Raw genomic sequence first — 19,782 nt, 5'->3', positions numbered from 1 at the left:
GACTGTATAACCTGGACTCATCGCTTCCAGGACAGGTGTCTAACGTTTTGTAACGAATTCAAACACTCTGAACTCATTTCATACACGCGGAACGACGGCTGAGTGGGTCGTTCTACTGCATGTCTTCGCCTGCTTCTGTCTCGTCTTCCATTGCTTCTTGCAAAAAGACTTTAGCGAGGCGATCGTATATCCCTGCACCGATGTATTGCGGGTATTTGTGCAGCCGACTGTAGACCCACACCAACTCGTCAAACAGAAAGATACGAATGTCTTCTGTCAGGCTTTTGCATTCAGGCATCAGTGATTTAGCAGTGTTGAGGGCATCCGTCCAGCGATCGAAGGTTTGCGAAAAGCGTGGTGTGACAACTTTGAACATAAGAAGAAGGCAGAGGGAACAGGGGGAGCAGAGGGAGCAGGGAGCAGGGGCGTTTCTACACGATGGGTAGACTACGGTGCTTGCAGACTACAATTTTAGAGAGTGAACGCGCATAAAGGGACAGACGATGCCGACGATCGCAGTGGTGGATTACGACATGGGCAACCTGCACTCTGCCTGCAAAGGGCTAGAGAAAGCCGGTGCGACTCCCAAAATCACCGATTCTCCAGCCGAGTTGGAACAAGCGGATGCGATCGTGTTACCGGGTGTTGGCTCCTTTGATCCAGCTGTGCAACATTTGCGATCGCGCCACCTGGAAGCGCCCATTAAACAAGCGATCGCCAGCGGCAAACCGTTTTTGGGCATTTGCCTGGGGTTGCAAATTCTCTTTGAGTCGAGCGAAGAAGGCAAAGAACCCGGTTTAGGCATCGTCGCAGGCACCGTCAAACGCTTCCGACACGAACCCGGCATTACGATTCCACACATGGGCTGGAATCAGCTAGAACTCACGCAAACCAACTCACCCCTTTGGCAAAACCTTCCAGTCGATCCGTGGCTGTACTTTGTGCATTCTTATTATGTTGATCCGATCGATCCAAACGTACGTGCTGCAACGATTACTCACGGCAGTCAAACAGTGACAGCAGCGATACATTGCTCCGCAACAGGCTTCGCCAACGAGCAAGCTAATTTAATGGCAGTTCAATTTCATCCAGAGAAATCATCGACATCGGGACTACAAATCCTGGCGAACTTCGTTCGGTTAGCGGTCAGCCGTCAGCTATCAGCGGTCAGCTAGGAGTTTTAGTGGTCAGCCGGAAATTCATAGCTGATAGCTGATAGCCAAGCAAGGGAATTATAAAGCTGAGTCAGTAGAAAAAGCTGTACGCTTTATTGTTTAACGATGAAAAATTTTAGGGAGCTAAAAGTCTGGCAGAAAAGCCATCAAACTACGCTTGATGTTTATCGATCAACAAAGCTTTTCCCTAAAGAGGAGTTGTATGGGCTGACCAGTCAAACGCGACGTGCTTCTGCTTCAATTCCAGCCAACATTGCTGAAGGCTGCGGTAGAGGAACTGATGCAGATTTTGCACGTTTCTTGCAAATGGCAATGGGTTCTGCCAGTGAGTTGGAATATCACTTGCTGCTTGCCTGCGATCTAGGATTTTTGGAAACCTCTAAACATCAGAAACTGGCTAGTGAAGTAAGCGAAGTCAAACGAATGCTCACTGCACTAATCCAAAAGCTGAAAGCTGACCGCTGACTGCTGAGAGCTAAAAATGAGTCTACGAATTTACGGTAATCGTCAACTTAAAACATTACCAGGACAAGAAACACGACCCACGCTAGCAATGGTGCGATCGGCGTTGTTCAATATTTGGCAAGGTACGATCGCGGATTGTCGTTGGCTCGATCTCTGTGCAGGCAGTGGTGCAATGGGAGCAGAAGCACTCTGTCGGGGTGCAAGCGTTGCGGTTGGCGTTGAACAAGCGACTCGTGCTTGTGCCATTATTCGACAGAATTGGCAACAAGTGGCGAATGAAACGCAAACCTTTCAAGTGTTGCGAGGTGATGTGCGACAGCGAATCAAAGCCTTAGAAGGACAACAATTCGATCGCATTTACTTCGATCCACCCTATGAAAGTGATTTGTATGAGCCAGTGCTTGAGGCGATCGCGCACCTTCAACTATTAGCATCAGATGGTGAATTGGCAGTCGAACATAGCTCTGATCATTGGAGTGCCGTAACACCCTCCAAGCTGGAAATTTGTCGTCAAAAAGTTTATAGCAACACAGCACTAACGTTCTATCGATCGAGTATTTGATCGCCAATAATTTTTCTGCTGACCGCTGATAGCTAACCGCTGATAGCTGACCGCTGATAGCTGACCGCTAACCGCTGACCGCTGACCACTCCAACAAGTTCACTTGTATCAAAGTGCAAACGTACTGCTAAGCTGGAAACTAGCGCTGCAACGTTGGCACAGCATGATCCCACTGAAGCTAGTTCTCAAAAACTTTCTGAGCTATCGTGAAGCGACCCTGGATTTTCGGGGTTTGCATACGGCCTGTATTTGTGGTGCCAATGGCGCAGGTAAATCATCCTTGCTAGAGGCGATCGCGTGGGCTGTATGGGGGCAAAGCCGCGCCGCCGCTGAAGATGACGTGATCCACATTGGCACGCAAGAAGCCCAGGTAGACTTCATCTTTGTCAACAACCAACAAACCTATCGCATTCTTCGCAGTCGCTATCGAGGGCAGGCATCATCGCTGGAGTTTCAGGTAGCAAAGGGAGAAAGCAAGGATAAAGGCGAAAGGATAAAGGATAAAACAACTGAACCTTCATCCTTCATCGTTCATCCTTCATCCTTTTCCACTCCCGTCTTCCGCACCCTCACTGCCAAAGGCGTTCGAGCTACGCAGCAATTGATTTTAGAGCATTTAAAACTGGACTATGAAACGTTTGTGAATTCGGCATATCTGCGGCAGGGGCGAGCAGATGAATTCATGCTCAAACGCCCGACTGAGCGCAAACAAATTCTGGCAGATTTGCTCAAGCTGGATCAGTACGATCACGTTTCAGAGCAGGCAAAGGATCAATCGCGCCAGTTCAAGGGACAGATTGACTTACTCGAACGCAACCTGGAGACGATTCAAGAACAGCTACAGCAGCGCGATCGCATCGCTCAGGAACAGGCACTGTTAGAGTCCACCCTTTCAGTGATGCAGCAGGAACAAACTGCTGACAGCGAAGCGCTTCAGGCGTTGCAAGCCGCCCAGCAACAGCGACAAACCTGGCAGCAACAGTTGACCTGGCAGCAGCAACAGCAGCGCCATCTGGAGCAAGATTGTCAACGCTTACAGCAAGAGCTAACGATTGCCCAACAGCAGCAGCAGCAATTAGGGGCATTACTCCAGCAAGAAGCAGCGATCGTGGCTGGCTACCAACACTTTCAAACGCTACAGGCACACGAAGAGGCGCTATCGACCCGGTTTCAAGCACATCAAGGTGCTCAGGCACAGCGCCAGCAGTATCAACACCAGCAAAACGAACTCTTAGCAAAGCTACAGCGCCAGCACCAACAATTCGAAGCACAGCTAGAAGCACTGGTGCAGCAAGAAACGGAACTACACCAGACCTTGAGCAAAGCGACCGATATTGCAGCAGCGTTACAGCAACTCCAGCAGGCACGAACCCATCTCAGCGAACTCGATCAACTTCAGGTACAGGCTTCCCCTCTCTTGCAACGCCAGCAGCAGCTTCAGAGCCAGCTAGACCGTGAGCACACTCGTCTGACGGCTCGACTAGAAGAACTCCACACCTCGGCGCAGCAACTTCAGGCACAGCAGGCACGGCAGCCTCAACTTCAGCAAGCCGTACTGGAAGTGAGCGATCGTATTACCACCCTGGACGCACGACGGAGTTACCAGCAGCGTGTTCGTGAACGCGGTCTAGAACGCCGCAGCTTTATGGAACAGCTTCAAGAGCAACAACGACACTGCGAAGCGCAGTTGGCATCACTGGAGCAGAAGATGCAGTTGTTGAAGCGGGAAGGGAGGGGAGAGGAGAGAGGAGAGAGGGGAGAGGAGGCAGAAGTCAGCGGTCAGCGGTCAGCGGTTAGCGGTCAGCGGTCAGCAGACGAGCAGAGGGAGCCTGGAATTAGAGGAGCAGAGGGAGTAAAAGAGCAAGGAGAACTTAAAGCTCCTCACTCGAACCTCTCTAGCGCAGCGGCGCAAAGCGCTACTCAAAACTCAGAACTCAAAATTACTCCTACCCTTCGGGAAGCAAAAGCTACGGAGTCGCTTCGCGAACAAAACTCAGAACCTCCACACTCCACACCCCACACCCCACACCCCACACCCCTCTACCCCCCCTGCCCTCTCTGCGATCGCTCCCTCGACAAACACCACTGGCATCTGGTGCTCGAAAAACATCAGGCTGAGCAGCAAGCCGTGACTGAGCAAATTTGGGTCATTCGAGAGCAGCTATCGGCTTCAGAGCGCGAAATTCAAATCATGCGCCAGGAGTATCGTGACCTGGAGCAAGAGCTGAAGCCCTATAGCGCTGTGTTAGAACGGCGAGGCCAACTGCAAGAGCAGCTCCAAATGACGGTTGCTGTGCAGGCAACGTTGCAACAGGTAACGGCTGAAGCGGCTGAGTTGGAACGATCGCTCCAACTTGGCAACTATGCAACGGATCTGCAAGAAGAACTGCAACTGCTTGATCGCAGCCTGCAACAGTTAAACTACGACGAAAAAAATCATGCGCTGGCACGCGGCGAAGTCGATCGCTGGCGTTGGGCAGAAATCCGCCATGCCGAAATCAAGCAAGCGCAACGACGACAAGCCCAACTGACGCAACGTCAGCCCGATTTGCAAGCCCAACTGGGGCAATTGCAAGTCAGTGTTGAACAACTGGAGGCCGAAACGGCTGCTCAACTTGCCGTCTTCGATCGCCAACTGACTGTCATTGATTACAACGTGGAACAGCACAACGAACTTCGTCAGGCGTTGCGTCAGGCTCAAAGCTGGCAGCTTCAGTATCAAGAACTAGAGCGTGCTCGCCAACACTATCCTCAAACGCAGCAACGGGTTGGCGCGTTGACTCAGACTCTAAGCGATCGTGGGGTCGATTACCAGACTGCTCAAACGCACGTACAGCTGCTTGTGCAACAGCTAGAGCAGACCCCCGATGCTCAGGCTCAAATCCAGAGTTTGGAGCAGGCAAGGCAGGAACGTCGATCGCAATTGGATGAGCAACTCGCCTGTCTGGGTCGTTTACAGCAGCAGCAGCAGCAGCTAGAAACCCTCAAAACTCAAAACTCAAACCTCAAAGCTGAATTACAAACCGCTCAGCGCCAGCAACGGATCTATCAAGAGCTGGCGCAAGCCTTTGGTAAGAATGGGATTCAGGCGCTCATGATTGAAAACGCGCTGCCACAGTTAGAGGCTGAAACCAACCAAATTCTCAGTCGCCTCAGCGCGAACCAACTACACATTCAATTCGTCACTCAACGCTCTCACCGTCGCGATCAGGCTCGTCATGCCAAACTCTCCAGCGCAGCGGCAAAGCAGACTACGCCAAACGCCAAACTAATCGAGACGCTGGATATTTTGATTGCTGATGCTCATGGGACACGTCCCTATGAAACCTATTCGGGCGGAGAAGCGTTTCGGGTCAACTTTGCGATTCGTCTAGCGCTGGCGCGCCTTCTGGCACATCGATCGGGCACGGCCTTGCAGATGCTCATTGTCGATGAAGGCTTTGGTACACAAGATGCTGAAGGGTGCGATCGCTTAATTGCGGCCATCAACGCGATCGCCGCTGACTTTGCCTGCATCCTCACTGTGACTCATGTACCGCACTTCCGGGAAGCCTTTCAGTCTCGCATTGAAGTGTACAAAACCGAACAGGGTTCTCAAGTCAGCCTGGTGATTTGAGGGCTCGATTGAATCACCAGCAACGCCCACCCCCTAAACGCCTGTTGATAGTTGCCCTTGTTTGACAGAGAAAATCTGCGATGAATACAACCACTGAGCATCAAACGAGCCGAGATGAGTGGTGGTTATCAGCGTTTGGTAACGGTCTTGAATGGTTTCAAGCAGTTGATTTTGGCGACTGAGGTCAAGCTCTGCCAGCACATCGTCCAGCAGCAGCAACGGCGGTTCGCCAATGACTTCTTCAATGAGTTTGAGTTCAGCCAGTTTCAGTGCCAGCACCAGAGTGCGCTGTTGCCCTTGAGAACCATACTGGCGCGCAGAGGTTTGATTGATCGTAAATTCGACTTCATCTCGATGCGGTCCCACTAGCGTTGTGCTTTGGTACTGCTCAGCGATCGCGCGCTCCCGAATTTTGTCTAAAAAAGCCTGCTTGATTAGTTCCGGCTCATCCTGTTCTAAAGCGACATTGGGGGCATAGTTAATGGCCAACTCTTCTGTACTGCCGCTAATTTCGCGGTGCCAGCGTTGTGCTAATGGCACGAGCCGTTGCAACACTCTGGCACGTCGCCGAATGACCCGTGTTCCCGTTGCTGCCAGTTGTGCATCCCAAAGCGCAAGCTCAGCCTGACCATCCGCTTCAGGTTTGCGATCGGCCTCCTCAAAGAGGGACTCTTCACCCGCTTCCTCAACTTTTGCAAAATCCGGTTGCTGACCGCTGACCGCTGACCGCTGACCGCTTGCAGACGACTGACCACTAACCGCTGGCCGATTACCTTTCAGCAACGCATTCCGCTGCCGCAGCACCTGATTGTACTGCTGCAAAATGTGAGCGTAAACAGGCTCTAATTGAATGAGAAGAGCATCCAACCAGTTGCGTCGTTGTTCTGGCCCACCCCGCACCAGATCCAGATCCAGGCTGGAGAATTGCACCATATTGAGAATCCCCAGGAAATCAAGCTGGCGACGGACGGTTTCGCTGTTGATGGCAACCGTGCGACGGCTATTAAGACGCAGTGTAAAGGAGAGGTCGATCGAGCCAACCTCTCGCTCTAGCTCTGCATCTACTCGTGCGCTTGTTTTTCCGGTATAGATCAAGTCACGATCGCGCGACGTGCGGTGCGATCGTAGCGTTGACAATAGCTCCACTGCTTCCAATAAATTGGACTTTCCCTGAGCGTTATTGCCCAACAAAATTGTTTTGGGCGCACCAAACTCCACCTTTTGATCCAGGTAATTGCGAAACTGTCGAAGGTGAAGCGTTTTTAGATACATAAGCCATCAGCTATCAGCCGTCAGCTATCAGAAGGCTAGAACATCATATCGTCAAAGAAAAGTGCCAATGCTGAGAGCTGAAAGCTGAGATCTAATTGCTTACTTTCTCGTCTTGGCATACCACCGATACGCCAGTTTTTCCAACTCCACCCAAATGAACATGAGCGCGCTGACACCCAAACAAATACCAAGCTCAGAGCCGCTCAAATAATGGGTATTGAAGAAGCTACGCATGAACGGAACGTAAACCAATGCTAGCTGCAATAGTGACGTTAGAAACACCGCTGCTAAAAGGAACGGATTGGAAAACGGATTCAGTTCAATGGTCAGCCGTGAATTAGAACGGATGGCCAGAGCATGACCCATTTGAGCAATACATAACGTGGTGAAGACCATTGTTTTCCACCGATCGCCGTGTGGATCTTCGGCAGTGAGGTTGGCATGTGCGTATCCATAGGACCACGACATGAGACCGATCGCCAAAATTGCCAGCACAATGCCAATCCGAATCATGTACGCGCCTAAACCTCGCGCAAAAATACTCTCGCTCGGATCGTGTGGCGGACGCTTCATCACATCCGGTTCGGCGGGTTCCACTGCCAGCGCCAAGGCGGGCAAACCGTCTGTAACCAGATTCATCCAAAGAATTTGTAGGGGCGACAATGGTACGCCACCTAAGCCAAGCAAGGGCGCGGCTCCAATGGTCAACAGTTCACCAATGTTGCTACCCAGAATGTACTTGATAAAACGACGAATGTTGGTGTAAACGACGCGCCCTTCTTCGGTAGCAGCCACGATCGTGGCGAAGTTGTCGTCTAGCAACACCATATCGCTGGCATCTTTACTCACATCAGTGCCTGTAATCCCCATCGCGATGCCAATATCGGCTTGCTTGAGGGCGGGGGCATCGTTGACGCCATCGCCTGTCATGGCAACAATATGATTCTTCCGCTGCAGTACTTGAACGATACGCAGCTTGTGCTCCGGTGCGACACGGGCATAAACGCTGACATGCTCGACCTGATCCGCTAATTCTTCCAGGCTGAGGCGCTCTAATTCTCGACCACTGAGGGCACGATCGCCGGGTTTCGCAATGCCCAAATCTTCGGCTACAGCTTGCGCGGTCAGCTGGTGGTCACCTGTAATCATAATGGGACGAATCCCTGCCGAACGGCACCGGGCAACAGCGTCCCGCACTTCTGGACGAGGTGCATCTAGCATGGCGACTAAGCCCAGCCACACCAATTCACGCTCTGAGGCCTCATCCGACCCTTCCGGGGGAATCGCCGTCAGGGGCTTGCAGGCAAAACCCAGGACACGCAGACCCCGTCCTGCCATCTGATTGTTCTGGTCTAGAATCAGTTGACGTTGGGCTTCGGCGATCGCCTGCGCACGATCACCGACTTGAATCTGCGTACAGCGCTCTAGAATCAGCTCTGGTGATCCTTTGGTGAACATCATGTAGTGGGAGGGGCTGTCAACCAATGCTGGATCGGCGTCGATCACCTCTGCGATCACGCTCATGCGCTTACGCTCAGACGAAAAGGGGAACTCAGCTACGCGCGGCAGTTTGCTGGCCCATTGATCCTTTTCAAAACCCGCTTTGCCAGCAAGAGTAAGCAACGCTCCTTCTGTCGGGTCGCCCAGAATAATCCAGCTGCCCTTATCTTGTTGCAGCACCGCGTCATTACAAATGGTGCAGGCAGTCAGCAAGTTCAAAAGTTCAGGTTGTTCTTGAGGATCGATCGCTGCGCTGGTTTGAGCTTCAGCGGGTGCAAACTCTCCTGTAGGAGCGTAGCCGTCACCCGTCACGCGCAGAGAGGTGCTGCTGGTGTGCAGCAATTGCACCACCATTTTGTTTTGCGTCAGTGTGCCTGTCTTATCCGAGCAAATCGTGGTGACAGAGCCAAGGGTTTCCACGGCGGGTAATTTGCGGATGAGCGCGTTTCGCTTCACCATGCGCTGGGTTCCCAATGCCAAGGTAACGGTGATCACGGCGGGGAGCCCTTCCGGCACGATCGCGACTGCCATACTCAGCGAGACTTCTAGCAATTCTTTCCAGCTGCCAGTGCCCAAATGAATGATGCCACCGATGACAACGAGTGCAACCAACCCCAGAGCACCTGAAACGAGCACTTTACTGAGTAGCTGCATGCGCTTTTGTAGCGGAGTGGCTTCCGTTTCAACCGACTGGAGCATTGTTGCAATGCGCCCTAGCTCGGTCTGCATTCCTGTACTTGTGACGACGACTGCTGCCCGTCCTTGAAGCACTTCTGTACCTTGGTACACCAGGTTGATGCGATCGCCCAGCGGCGTATCTGGTGGTAAATCAGCATCAACCCGCTTGTTGGCGGCTTGCGCCTCGCCTGTCAAGGCGGATTCTCTAATTTGCAGGTTTGCAGCCTCAAGCAAGCGCCCATCGGCTGCTACTTGTCCACCGGCTTCCAGAAGCATGATATCGCCAGGAACCAGATCCTTTGAATCCACTTCGAGCGTTTTCCTGTCCCGAATGACTCGCACTCTGGACGACGCCAGCTTTTTGAGCGCGGCTAAATCTTTTTCTGCCTTACTTTCCTGAAAATAGCCCAACAGACCATTCAGGATGACGATCGCAAAAATGGCGATCGTGTCCTTAAAGGGAATCTCACCTGGATCAAGCTTCCCGGCTTTCCAATCGAAGAAATCTAAGCCACCTGAAATCAGTGCCACCGCAACCAGCAGCAGCAGCATGATATTGGTGAACTGATCTAATAAAATCTCCCAGGTGCTACGTCCACCCGTCTCCACTAATTCATTTGGACCGTACTGCTTCAGATGGGCAGCGACCTGTTGCGTCGTCAACCCTGTTTTGTGATCGCTCTGAAATTGTTCTAAGGTTTGATGTGCACCAAGCGTATGCCAGAGCAACGGAGTATTGGGTGAAGACGAGTTTGCAATCATAGGATACCAGGGGTGAAGGAATGCTATAACACCTACAGCACCTGATCATAGTGCCTAAAACAAATAATTGGCACTATTAAATAGTGTAAATTCGATCATATGAAGTCCGAAACGTTTTCCTTTCAATGGCTGTGAACCCGTTTGCGCCCCAAGCCCTACTTGGTAGACAAGCAGAGCTGGAGCAAGTCAGCCAAGTTCTTGCTGCAGATGGCGACTTATTACTTGCTGGCGTACCCGGCAGTGGTCGTCGAACGTTGTTGCGTTACGCCGCTCATTTGGTAGGGGCCAGGGTTATTGAAATTGACTGTTTGCGTGCGACCGATAGCAATCGCTTCCTTCAACTCCTCACAGAAGGCCTCATTACCACGTTTCAGTCAGCAGCTGAGCTAGCGCTGATTCAACAGTGGAGTCAAGAACAGCCCATCATTCTGGATACTTCAGCAAACGGACAAGCGAAACTCGTTTGGCATTCTACGCCCAAAAATGAATGGTTGCTGTTTCAAAGCTTACTGGCGCTTCCACAGGTCATGGCTGAGTGGTTGCATTGCCGTGTGGTGCTGGTGTTTCTTAACTTTGCTCACATTCGCTCCTGGGATCGCTCAGAAAAATGGCAGCGCTATTTGCGTCAAGAGATTCAGCAGCAGACTCAGGTAAGCTATGCGCTCATTGCCACGGTTGCCGAAAGCTGGGTGCAGGATAGTAAGGTGAAAGTTGTCTTTCTGGGTCCACTTCAAGATGCAGAACTGCGTCCCTGGATTGTTGCGACGCTGGCAGCAGAAGGGTTGAAGTTTGAACCGGACGGGCAGGCGCTTGATTTATTTCTGTCGTATGCACAGGGGCATGTCGGTGATGCGATCGCCCTCGCTCGGCGCGTCTGGTTAAACCATCGCGCCGTTGAGGATTTTAGATTACCCGTTGACCCGGTGAGCCTAGAACGCGCTACTAGCCATCTCAAACAGCCTGCAGTCGAGTATCCGGCCCAAAGTCAAACGGCGAACGCTCACATGGTCTATCCTCATCATGTTTATCGCAGCACATTGGCACTTGTGGAAGATCTATCCCTGACGTTTGAGTCCTTGATCCTGCTACTACCGCCTAGTCAGGTGCGGGTGCTCGAAAGCCTTGCGCTTGATCCAACCGACAGCCCCCATTCGCGGGATTACATTCAGAAACATCAACTCTCAAGAGGTGGTGGCCTACAGGGGGCCTTAGCGAGCCTGGAACAAAAAGGGTTGGTCTATGGACCAGAGTATGGCTATCGCATTACGATGCCGCTGTTGGCTTTTTGGCTGAGATATCACCTTGCTTGAAGGCCAATTCAGCAGTTTTACTGAACCAGCAACTGTAGACTCGACTGACGCTGTAGAAAGCTGGCGGCGTAAAAAGACGCTGAGTGCCTGCAAGCAAAGGCAGACACGGTCTCCGAAAGCGATGGTCGTCGAATCCCCGCTTTGATCAAAGCCATAGCACGACTCAAAACCATAGCACTACGTATCATACAGAGACCCTGGATTCCCGTCACACAGGACTTTACCAAGACTTTATAAGAGCATCTCTCTTTTAGACTTGAGAAGGAATTTTTAATAAAAACTTAAAGAACCGACCTAACTTCAGTCTCTCTATGAAGGCTCTAACAAGTTGCCATACTTCACGGTTGTCATCCTCTGCAGCTGTGTTGTTTAGTCTACATAGCTACATCGATCACCCTTAAGGGGGAGTAATCATCCTACCGTTAGCAGACCCAACTGCTTGCACTAGACTGATCAGGGTTTTAGGGTTTATAGGACCAGTGTAGAAATAACGTACCAATTCAGTTATGGCTTTCATACTCCATCAGAAGCCTACATAAGTTGATTGGTACATGATTAAACCTGCTAGTCCCTGATAACCCAGGCTTTAACTGTTAATGCAAAGAAGTTGTCTTTCCAGATAGGAATCATGTTGAATCTGAAGCCCTCCAGTGACTCTGATCGACGCACACTCAAGTTTTTAGAGAAAAATCCTTCACTCTCTCAATCTTTACTTGAAGACTGTGGTCCCAACCTCAGCCAAGTAGCCACTATTATTGAACCTGTTTTAAATGCTTCTAGCCGCTGTGAAGTCAGTTCTTTTTATATTCAGGCAGTAACGACTGGACGCACTGCTTTTTTAACCACTAACCTACCGGACGATCGCGCCACCCAAGTCACATCAGTGGGCGCAAGTTGGCTCATCGGGCGTAACAACACCTGCGCTATTTCCATCAAAAGCACCTCTATTTCCCGCTGCCATGCAGTGATTGGGCATTGCCCCGATCGCGGCTTTTATATCATGGATGTGGGCAGTAGTAACGGAACCTTCGTCAACTGCCGTCGCTTAGCGGCTTTGGAGCAGAAACTACTGAACGATGGCGATTTGGTTGAGCTTAGTCATACCCGCGTTGAGTTTTTCATCTCCGGGCGGAGAAGCCGCACCCCTGCTCATCAAGACACGCAAGTTTAAGTCTCCCAGTTGGTAGGTGCTCTGTCTGCGCGCAGGGCACTGCTACTCAAACCCCTAATAGGCTTAGCAGTCAGAGGCCGGCAAAAGGCTAGTGGCTAACCGCCGCTAACTAACGCCAAGAGACGCTGCCTTCCTAGTTTTTAGCTTGAGCTTCCTGGTACATCATTTCTTGAAATTGGATGATGTCTTGGCGAGGATCAGCATGGCTGACTTTTAGTTCCAGACGATCGCCCGGTGTCACTGGTCGGGTAAAGCGCATCGGCAGTTCAATACCCAAGTCTTCTAGAAGTACCAAACCCAGATTTTCGTGCTCTCTGAGCCAGCGCAACATCAAGGCATCCCAAACCTCATCGGCGTTACGTCGCAGGAACTCTAGCCCCCAATAGCGGTTCGTCTGGCGCTCCACTAAGACAGCTTCGTAGGCAGCGGAGCTAATACTTAAGATTAATTCCTTCATGGCCTCAGCCGAAAAAGGGAGTGACGCTCCCCGAAGATGCGCCTTAATCTGAAAGTGCGCTAACAAATCGCTATAGCGACGGATCGGCGACGTGACTTGAGTATAAGTTTCCAGTCCCAGGCTGGCGTGACGAGATGGCGTAATGCTCAATTCACTGCGAGGCATACACCGTCGAATGGCACAAGAGCGTACCGGGCCAGAAGGGAGTTGCAACAGTTCTTCTTCAGAAGGCAATTCAGGCTGTGGCTGATTGCGAAAAGGAAGCGGCAAATTGTTTGCACGACCGTAGTGTGCTGCAACCTCGCCAGTCAGAATCATCATTTCCGCTACAAGCTGACGTGCCAACGAATCATTGAGCACTTGAATTGTGATTTCATCGCCGTAAACTTTAATCGACGATTCTGGCATGTGAATACTAATTGAGCCCTGGGATTGCCGCCAAGCCTGACGACGTTTTGCCCACTGCGCGATCGCCTCCAACTCTGACTCAGCCTGCACACCCAGCTCTAGCATCTCATCCACGTCGTCGTAGGTAAGGCGATAGGTAGCCTTAATGAGACTGGCATGGATGCTGTAGTCTTGAATCGCTCCAGTTGGGCTCAAAATGACGCTGAAGCTCAAGGCACAACAAACACGTCCTTGTACCAGACTCATGGGACCCGTGGCCAACTCTGTCGGAAACATGGAAATCATGCCCGTCGGTAAGTACAGCGTCGTAATCCGGCGACGAGCTTCTAAATCGAGGTCATCGCCTGGCTGCATCCAGCGAGTCGGGTCTGCAATATGGATCCAAAGCCGTTGAGCACCATCATCAAGGTACTCCAGGCTCAGACCGTCATCGATTTCGAGCGTGCTTTCATCATCAATGGTGTAAACCTTGAGATGGGTTAAGTCCAGGCGATCGGCATTCAAGTCAGGCGGCGGAGAGGTCAGACAATGATGTGCCACTTCCAATACCCTGGGAGGAAAGTGAACTGGGATCTGACTGCGACGCAATGCCAGGTTCTCATGAAGGCTCCATAACCCCATTTCGACCAACAGTTGAAACGCAGCTTGGGATGTCTCAGGTCGTTTTAAGTGTAACAGGGTTTCTAAAGCGGAAGCGCGCTGGGTAGCCTCTTCGCCAAACGTGGCAAACCGTTCGAGGGCATCTAGTCGAGGGCGATCGCTACTTAACCATTCTGTTGGCTGCCCTGCCAATGCTTGTTCAACCCGTGCCAAAAAGCCTTGCCATTCCTGCTCACGCTGTGCCTCCATTTCAAGCTGATGCTTGAGTTCTAGCACCTGAGCGCTCGATCGGGGTTCGTAGCGATCGCCTTTCAGCTTGAAATAAAGCTTGTCATCGCTTAAAAGCCAGTGAGCCGCATAGTTGAGGTTTGGGCTTTGGTCTGAAAAAAGCAGCAGTGACATCGCTTTCGGGTCGACTGTTTCACCCTCCTCTACCAAAATCTCCCATGCAACCTCCAGGTTAGAAGGGTCAAGATAAGGCTGGATCGACTTCAAGAAGTGAGGGATGTCAGATGGCTTGTAGGGTTGACCCACTTCATACGTGATTTGTCGGGGGTGTAGCGTATGCGTTTGACCGCGATCGTCAATGACAATCCAATGCTTTTTGCCCTCTGGACGATCAGCGACTGCAAGGCGACGCTCACCGTTAAGACGAAATTCAACAAGAGTGCCCTTCTCCATTGAGGTGCGGGGGTAAGGTGAAAGGTACAGTTACAGGGTGTGAGCTTGATCGTTCTAGAAATCTAGCGTTCAGTCTGATGCTTCGAACGACTGTAGAGGCCACCTAAAAAAACCTGTACCCTACACCCTATTCCCTCAAAAACCACCGACTTAGCCTTCCTGATTAACGAAGGGCAACAAAGCCAAAATACGGGCACGCTTAATCGACTGCGTGAGCGCACGCTGCTGCTTTGCAGTGAGACCTGTGATCCGGCGAGGCAGAATTTTGCCGCGCTCGGTAATGAATTTACGTAAGAGATCAACGTCTTTGTAATCGATGGGATCTTCAGGCTTAATGGGTGAAACTCGGCGGCGGAAATAAGTCATGATAATTGGTCGGTAGTCAGTGGTCAGTGGTCAATGCAATCCTAGTGGGGGTCAGCAGTCGGCAATGAAGGACGGCTGACCAAGCGCTGCAGAACGCTGCTTATTTAATCTCTTTATGCACTGTGTGCTTGTTGCAGTGCGGACAGAACTTACTCAGCTCAATCCGTGCCGTGGTATTGCGACGGTTTTTGGTGGATGTGTAGCGAGAGACGCCCGGCGATCGCTTATCGGGATTGGTGCGACACTCAGTACATTCCAGCGTAATTACAATGCGGACACCTTTACCCTTAGCCATAATCCTACAAATCTGTGAAGAAGGACGAATTATACACAAACATCCATTATTTCACACGATCACTCAGTTGTGCAAAGATCTTTTTAACTTTGATGTCGAGCGAGTAACCCCGGCGCGTTTGAACGACGACTGTGCGAGCCAGACGATCGTGCCAGGCTTGTCGAAACTCAGTATCTAAAAATGCTAAGCCGCAGTCGATGAACAGTGGAATGGGTGCAACCAAAATCAAGCCGTTCGTCGGACTTAGATTCACTAAGCCGAGCAGAATGAGCAAACTCCCCAAGCCAGTCAGGGTTTCGCGTTTGGTTAACTCCAACAGTCCTGGCAATGAACGTAACTTCGGGTCAAGCACTTTTATGTCTAAAGCCCATCGTCCTAAGCTCTGACCCTGGTTTTTGACGACGAGAATGACGCGTAGCCCGTACCAGCTCAAAATATAGAGCGGAATGATCGAACTGGCTCCACCTAGAGTACTCAGTAGAGACGCTGCACCAAAATCGATCGCAAAGGCTGCTACCCGTCGATCGTTCGGTACCCTGGGAAAGCGTCGGGACGAACCTAAGTCACTACGCATAACCAATCCAAAGGGAACTCATTCCATTCTAGGCGTGAAGGTATTGAATCGTTGCACGGTTGCGCCTTGAGCGAGTCAAGTCAAATCGGCTTCATTACTTGCCTCTGATTCAGTACGATGCGCTTCTGCTTCACCAGTAGCATCTGTTTCGGCAGGGGTATTTAAGGCTGAAGGGTCAGCAGGTGCTGTGCGTTCTGCCCACACGTCATCATCGAAGGAATTTGCACCGTCGACAGTTGCACTGTCTGTTTTTTGGGAAGGCTGGATAGCCGCTTCAGCAGCCGTCGATTGCGGCACAGTAGCCAACGCTGTTTGAGTCTCTAGAAGCACAGGCGGCAAGATTTGCTTGAGTTGGAGCCCGAAAATCGTAAAGCTTCGTCGCACTTGCTCAAGTGGATAGGGACGCGTGGCTGTGAAGGCTGATTCGCTAGAGAGCATCACACTAGCAACGCTGACAGGCACCTGCACAAAGAGATTACAAGCAAGGAAGGCAATTGCCACTAACAGCAACCCTAGCCCATGCCATGCGGGCAAGAAAGAGACAGACGCAGACGCGATCGGCGCAATTTCGTAAGCTTTCCGCAGTACAACCACCAGCGCTACTGGGACTAACGCAGCCAAAACTCGATTACGAGGCAATTTAAATAACGTTAGAAAGCGCCGTTGGTCTTCTGTTAAGGCCTCTGGCTTGACGCTCACTGCGACAATGCTAAAGATATAAAAAGGGCGTTGCCACTGCATCCACAGAATAGGAGTGATCCCCACGATCGCAACTAGCAGTAACTCTAACCAGACTGGTAAAAATGGCTCGCCCATGGCGAACCCAATCAAGCATCCCTCTAAAAAGAGAGGAAACGCCGACAGCCCCGCAAGGTGAATCCACAGATAAGGGTCAGACCAGAAAGAGCGCATAGCAAGCCTTAACCAATAGCACAATGCCAAGTATAGATCTTGACGTGCGCAACAACGCCAAGTCGCGAAAGCGATGCGCTAAAGGTCAACAGAAATCGCTTTTCAAGCGCTTGAAAAGCGACAATGAACAAAGCGACAAGCAGGTTTTACTGCGACGAAATGGGTGTCTCCAACGCTAGGCGCTGCTGCTTGAGCGACTGCAACTGGCGCAAGAGAGAATCTGCTTCTGCTTGAAGATGAAGAAATTTAACTTGCTGATCCAGTTGATACTGAGATTTCATGGCTTCGATCAAGCGAGAGCGCTGCCGATCAACGGCGACAGCTTCAGCACTTTGAGGATGTGCTTGATCGTGATGCGGCTGGACATCGGACGCGTGAACTGGGCTATCAACCGTTAGGATTTGACTAGTCATTTGTACTTACTCACACCAGCAGGTAATATCTTAACCCAAACTTTACAGAAAATTGTAATTAGTTGCATTCGCAGATTGTAAGTTGAGGAGTCAGTTCTTTAACTGGGCAAAATTACGGAATTTGTAAGCTTGTGTAAACTACGTCGATCGCGCCTCTTTCCAGGGCAAGCGCCCTCGAACAGTGATTGAGTATCGCTGAGGGCATGAGCCACAACCTTGACCATTGACTGCTCGAAACGGACAGTAAGCGTGCTACGGGGCTGGGAGCGATCGAGGTAAAATGAACGTTCAGGGTAAACTAATACTCAAGCAACTTTCCACTAGCGCTCGCTGCTCGATTGCCAAAACGTCCGCTCAGTGTGGCTAGACAGTAGTCAGCGAAACTGCTTTATATAAACCTGCTCAGCCCGATCGCGTAACTCCTGTGACCATAGCTTTATCTGCTGATTCCCACAGTCCCTCTGGAAACTCTCCTAACCATGCTGCATTAACCGCAAAAGCTGGCTGGCGTGGGCTCATTGAGACCTATCGACCGTATCTGCCCGTTACTGACCAGACTCCTGTTGTCACGCTACATGAGGGGAATACGCCCCTCATTCCTGCGCCTGCGATCGCTGCCCAGATTGGCCGACAAGTAACCGTTCTGGTGAAATACGACGGTCTCAATCCAACCGGGAGCTTTAAAGACCGTGGCATGACGATGGCAATCTCTAAGGCAAAGGAAGCCGGTGCAAAAGCAGTGATTTGTGCCAGTACTGGCAATACTTCGGCGGCGGCGGCGGCCTATGCGCGTCGTGGTGGTATGAGAGCCTTTGTGCTGATCCCTGAGGGTTATGTCGCGCTGGGCAAGTTAGCGCAGGCGCTACTCTACGGTGCGGAAGTGATGGCCATTAAAGGGAACTTTGACCAGGCGTTAACCATTGTGCGGGAGATGTCTGAACACTATCCTGTGACTCTGGTTAATTCAGTGAATCCTTATAGGCTGGAAGGTCAAAAAACCGCTGCGTTTGAAATTGTTGATGCGCTGGGTGATGCACCTGATTGGCTCTGTATTCCAGTGGGGAATGCGGGCAACATCACTGCTTACTGGATGGGCTTTTGCCAGTATCATCAGGAGCAACGCTGCACGAAACTGCCTCAAATGATGGGTTTTCAGGCCGCAGGAGCTGCCCCGTTTATCACCGGACAACCTGTAGCTCATCCAGAAACCCTCGCAACCGCGATTCGGATTGGGAACCCAGCGAACTGGGAGCGGGCGATCGCTGTACAGCACGCTAGTCAGGGTAAATTCACCGCCGTCACTGATACCGAAATACTCGATGCCTACCGACTCTTGGCGGCTGAGGAAGGTATTTTCTGTGAGCCTGCTAGCGCTGCGTCTGTCGCTGGGCTGCTAAAAGTGAAGGAGTTCATTCCTTCTGGCGCAACGGTGGTGTGTGTGTTGACTGGTAATGGGCTCAAAGACCCAGACACCGCCATTAAGCACAGCAACAACCAGCTCCACCAGGGTATTGCGCCAGAAATGAATGCGGTCGCGCAAGCAATGGGGTTTTAGGGGAAAGGCTAAAGGATGAAGGATAAAATTTAGCTTTTAGCCTTTAGCCTTTCATCTCTAGCCTTTAGCCTCTGACATCCCCATCACTTCATAGCCCGCGTCTACGTAGAGAATTTGCCCGGTAATGCCGCTTGCCAAATCGCTGCAAAGGAATGTGGCAGCGTTACCAACTTCGGTTTGCGTCACCGTGCGGCGTAAGGGTGCTACTTCTTCTACATGATGAATCATGTCTAGAATGCCACCAACCGCCGAAGAGGCAAGTGTGCGGATAGGGCCCGCTGAAATAGCATTGACCCGAATGTTGTGTGGTCCCAAATCGGCTGCTAGATAGCGCACGTTCATTTCAAGCGCCGCTTTCGCAATGCCCATGACGTTGTAGTTAGGAATCACTCGCACGCCACCGATGTAAGTCAGGGTTACAATACTGCCGCCTGCGGTCATAAGCGGTTTGGCTGCGGCACATAGTCTGACGAGAGAGTAGGCGCTGATACCCAGAGCTGTGGTGAAGCCCTCGCGTGAGGTATCGACAAAATGCCCGGTTAAATCTTCTTTATTCGCAAACGCGAGGCAGTGAATGAGAATATCTAACGTACCCCACTTTTCTTTCACGGCTGCAAAGGTCTCGTCTACTTGAGCATCATCCTGGACGTTACAGGGCACGAAGAGACTGGGCTGTAAGGGCTCTACCAGTTCGGCAACCTTTTTTTCAAAGCGCCCTTTATCGTCTGGCAGGTAGGTGACGCCAATGTTTGCTCCGGCTTTATGAAGCTGTTGAGCAATGCCCCAGGCGATCGAGCGATTATTAGCAATGCCAGTCACAAGGGCATTTTTTCCGGTCAGGTCTAGCATAACGATCTATCTTCAACAGCAACGTTAGAGTGCTTCAAGAATACTCAAAGATGGCGCACAACGGGTAGCGCGTAGAGTCGCAGTCTGCACCTGCTTTGCCAGGCATCAACTGGAGAAGCCGTTATCTCTGACGTTTGAGTTGTGCTTTAAAGCTCAACGTC

At 51.3% G+C, this 19,782-nt stretch carries 17 protein-coding genes; 7 read left to right on the top strand and 10 right to left on the bottom strand.

The window, feature by feature from the left end:
- Positions 1 to 112: 112 nt before the first annotated feature.
- Positions 113 to 376, bottom strand: coding sequence for a hypothetical protein (locus tag C7B82_RS04040; protein ID WP_106255020.1), 264 nt, complete (start codon positions 374 to 376; stop codon positions 113 to 115).
- Between the two features lie 127 nt (positions 377 to 503).
- Between C7B82_RS04040 and hisH the strand changes: the two genes are divergently transcribed.
- The 4 genes from hisH to C7B82_RS04020 all read left to right on the top strand — a co-directional run bounded on the left by hisH (position 504) and on the right by C7B82_RS04020 (position 5,818).
- On the top strand, positions 504 to 1,175 hold the full coding sequence (hisH, locus tag C7B82_RS04035) for an imidazole glycerol phosphate synthase subunit HisH (protein WP_106255019.1): 672 nt from the start codon (positions 504 to 506) through the stop codon (positions 1,173 to 1,175).
- Between the two features lie 105 nt (positions 1,176 to 1,280).
- Entirely contained in the window at positions 1,281 to 1,640 is a 360-nt protein-coding gene (locus tag C7B82_RS04030; protein WP_106255018.1) for a four helix bundle protein, read from the top strand.
- Positions 1,641 to 1,656: 16 nt separating this feature from the next.
- Positions 1,657 to 2,202, top strand: a complete 546-nt coding sequence (gene rsmD / locus C7B82_RS04025; protein ID WP_106255017.1) for a 16S rRNA (guanine(966)-N(2))-methyltransferase RsmD — start codon at positions 1,657 to 1,659, stop codon at positions 2,200 to 2,202.
- Positions 2,203 to 2,305: 103 nt separating this feature from the next.
- On the top strand, positions 2,306 to 5,818 hold the full coding sequence (locus tag C7B82_RS04020) for an AAA family ATPase (RefSeq protein ID WP_245939723.1): 3,513 nt from the start codon (positions 2,306 to 2,308) through the stop codon (positions 5,816 to 5,818).
- Between the two features lie 33 nt (positions 5,819 to 5,851).
- Here C7B82_RS04020 and C7B82_RS04015 read toward each other — a convergent pair whose 3' ends face one another.
- Together C7B82_RS04015 and C7B82_RS04010 are read right to left on the bottom strand one after the other, a co-directional pair.
- Entirely contained in the window at positions 5,852 to 7,090 is a 1,239-nt protein-coding gene (locus C7B82_RS04015) for a DNA replication/repair protein RecF (RefSeq protein ID WP_106255015.1), read from the bottom strand.
- A gap of 99 nt (positions 7,091 to 7,189) precedes the next feature.
- A complete protein-coding gene (locus C7B82_RS04010; protein WP_106255014.1) occupies positions 7,190 to 10,030 on the bottom strand; it encodes a cation-translocating P-type ATPase in 2,841 nt (946 codons plus the stop codon).
- A gap of 125 nt (positions 10,031 to 10,155) precedes the next feature.
- Between C7B82_RS04010 and C7B82_RS04005 the strand changes: the two genes are divergently transcribed.
- Both C7B82_RS04005 and C7B82_RS04000 read left to right on the top strand, forming a co-directional pair.
- Positions 10,156 to 11,340, top strand: a complete 1,185-nt coding sequence (locus tag C7B82_RS04005) for a hypothetical protein (RefSeq protein ID WP_106255013.1) — start codon at positions 10,156 to 10,158, stop codon at positions 11,338 to 11,340.
- A 628-nt stretch (positions 11,341 to 11,968) separates the two neighbouring features.
- Complete coding sequence (locus tag C7B82_RS04000; RefSeq protein ID WP_106255012.1) at positions 11,969 to 12,511, top strand: FHA domain-containing protein; 543 nt, start codon at positions 11,969 to 11,971, stop codon at positions 12,509 to 12,511.
- A 133-nt stretch (positions 12,512 to 12,644) separates the two neighbouring features.
- On the opposite strand, the gene C7B82_RS03995 is transcribed toward C7B82_RS04000, so the two are convergent.
- From C7B82_RS03995 to C7B82_RS03970, 6 genes are all read right to left on the bottom strand, one after another.
- Entirely contained in the window at positions 12,645 to 14,657 is a 2,013-nt protein-coding gene (locus C7B82_RS03995; RefSeq protein ID WP_106255011.1) for a ribonuclease R family protein, read from the bottom strand.
- Between the two features lie 150 nt (positions 14,658 to 14,807).
- Entirely contained in the window at positions 14,808 to 15,023 is a 216-nt protein-coding gene (gene rpsR, locus C7B82_RS03990; protein WP_106255010.1) for a 30S ribosomal protein S18, read from the bottom strand.
- Between the two features lie 100 nt (positions 15,024 to 15,123).
- Positions 15,124 to 15,318 (bottom strand): 50S ribosomal protein L33, encoded by a 195-nt coding sequence (rpmG, locus tag C7B82_RS03985; protein WP_106255009.1) that lies wholly within the window; start codon positions 15,316 to 15,318, stop codon positions 15,124 to 15,126.
- 46 nt (positions 15,319 to 15,364) lie between these two features.
- Positions 15,365 to 15,892: an RDD family protein gene (locus tag C7B82_RS03980; protein ID WP_106255008.1), complete on the bottom strand. Its 528-nt coding sequence runs from the start codon at positions 15,890 to 15,892 to the stop codon at positions 15,365 to 15,367.
- A gap of 75 nt (positions 15,893 to 15,967) precedes the next feature.
- A complete protein-coding gene (locus tag C7B82_RS03975; protein ID WP_106255007.1) occupies positions 15,968 to 16,804 on the bottom strand; it encodes a low-complexity tail membrane protein in 837 nt (278 codons plus the stop codon).
- 146 nt (positions 16,805 to 16,950) lie between these two features.
- A complete protein-coding gene (locus C7B82_RS03970) occupies positions 16,951 to 17,217 on the bottom strand; it encodes a hypothetical protein (RefSeq protein ID WP_106255006.1) in 267 nt (88 codons plus the stop codon).
- A gap of 424 nt (positions 17,218 to 17,641) precedes the next feature.
- On the opposite strand from C7B82_RS03970, the gene thrC reads away from it, so the two are divergent.
- Positions 17,642 to 18,772, top strand: coding sequence for a threonine synthase (gene thrC / locus C7B82_RS03965; protein ID WP_106255005.1), 1,131 nt, complete (start codon positions 17,642 to 17,644; stop codon positions 18,770 to 18,772).
- A gap of 57 nt (positions 18,773 to 18,829) precedes the next feature.
- Here thrC and fabI read toward each other — a convergent pair whose 3' ends face one another.
- Positions 18,830 to 19,621, bottom strand: a complete 792-nt coding sequence (fabI, locus tag C7B82_RS03960) for an enoyl-ACP reductase FabI (RefSeq protein ID WP_106255004.1) — start codon at positions 19,619 to 19,621, stop codon at positions 18,830 to 18,832.
- Between the last annotated feature and the right edge of the window lie 161 nt (positions 19,622 to 19,782).

It is taken from the genome of Stenomitos frigidus ULC18 (assembly GCF_003003795.1).
GTDB lineage: Bacteria > Cyanobacteriota > Cyanobacteriia > Leptolyngbyales > Leptolyngbyaceae > Stenomitos > Stenomitos frigidus_A.
The sequence above is the reverse complement of the archived record's forward strand: the minus strand, read 5'-3'. Positions and strand labels throughout refer to the sequence as shown.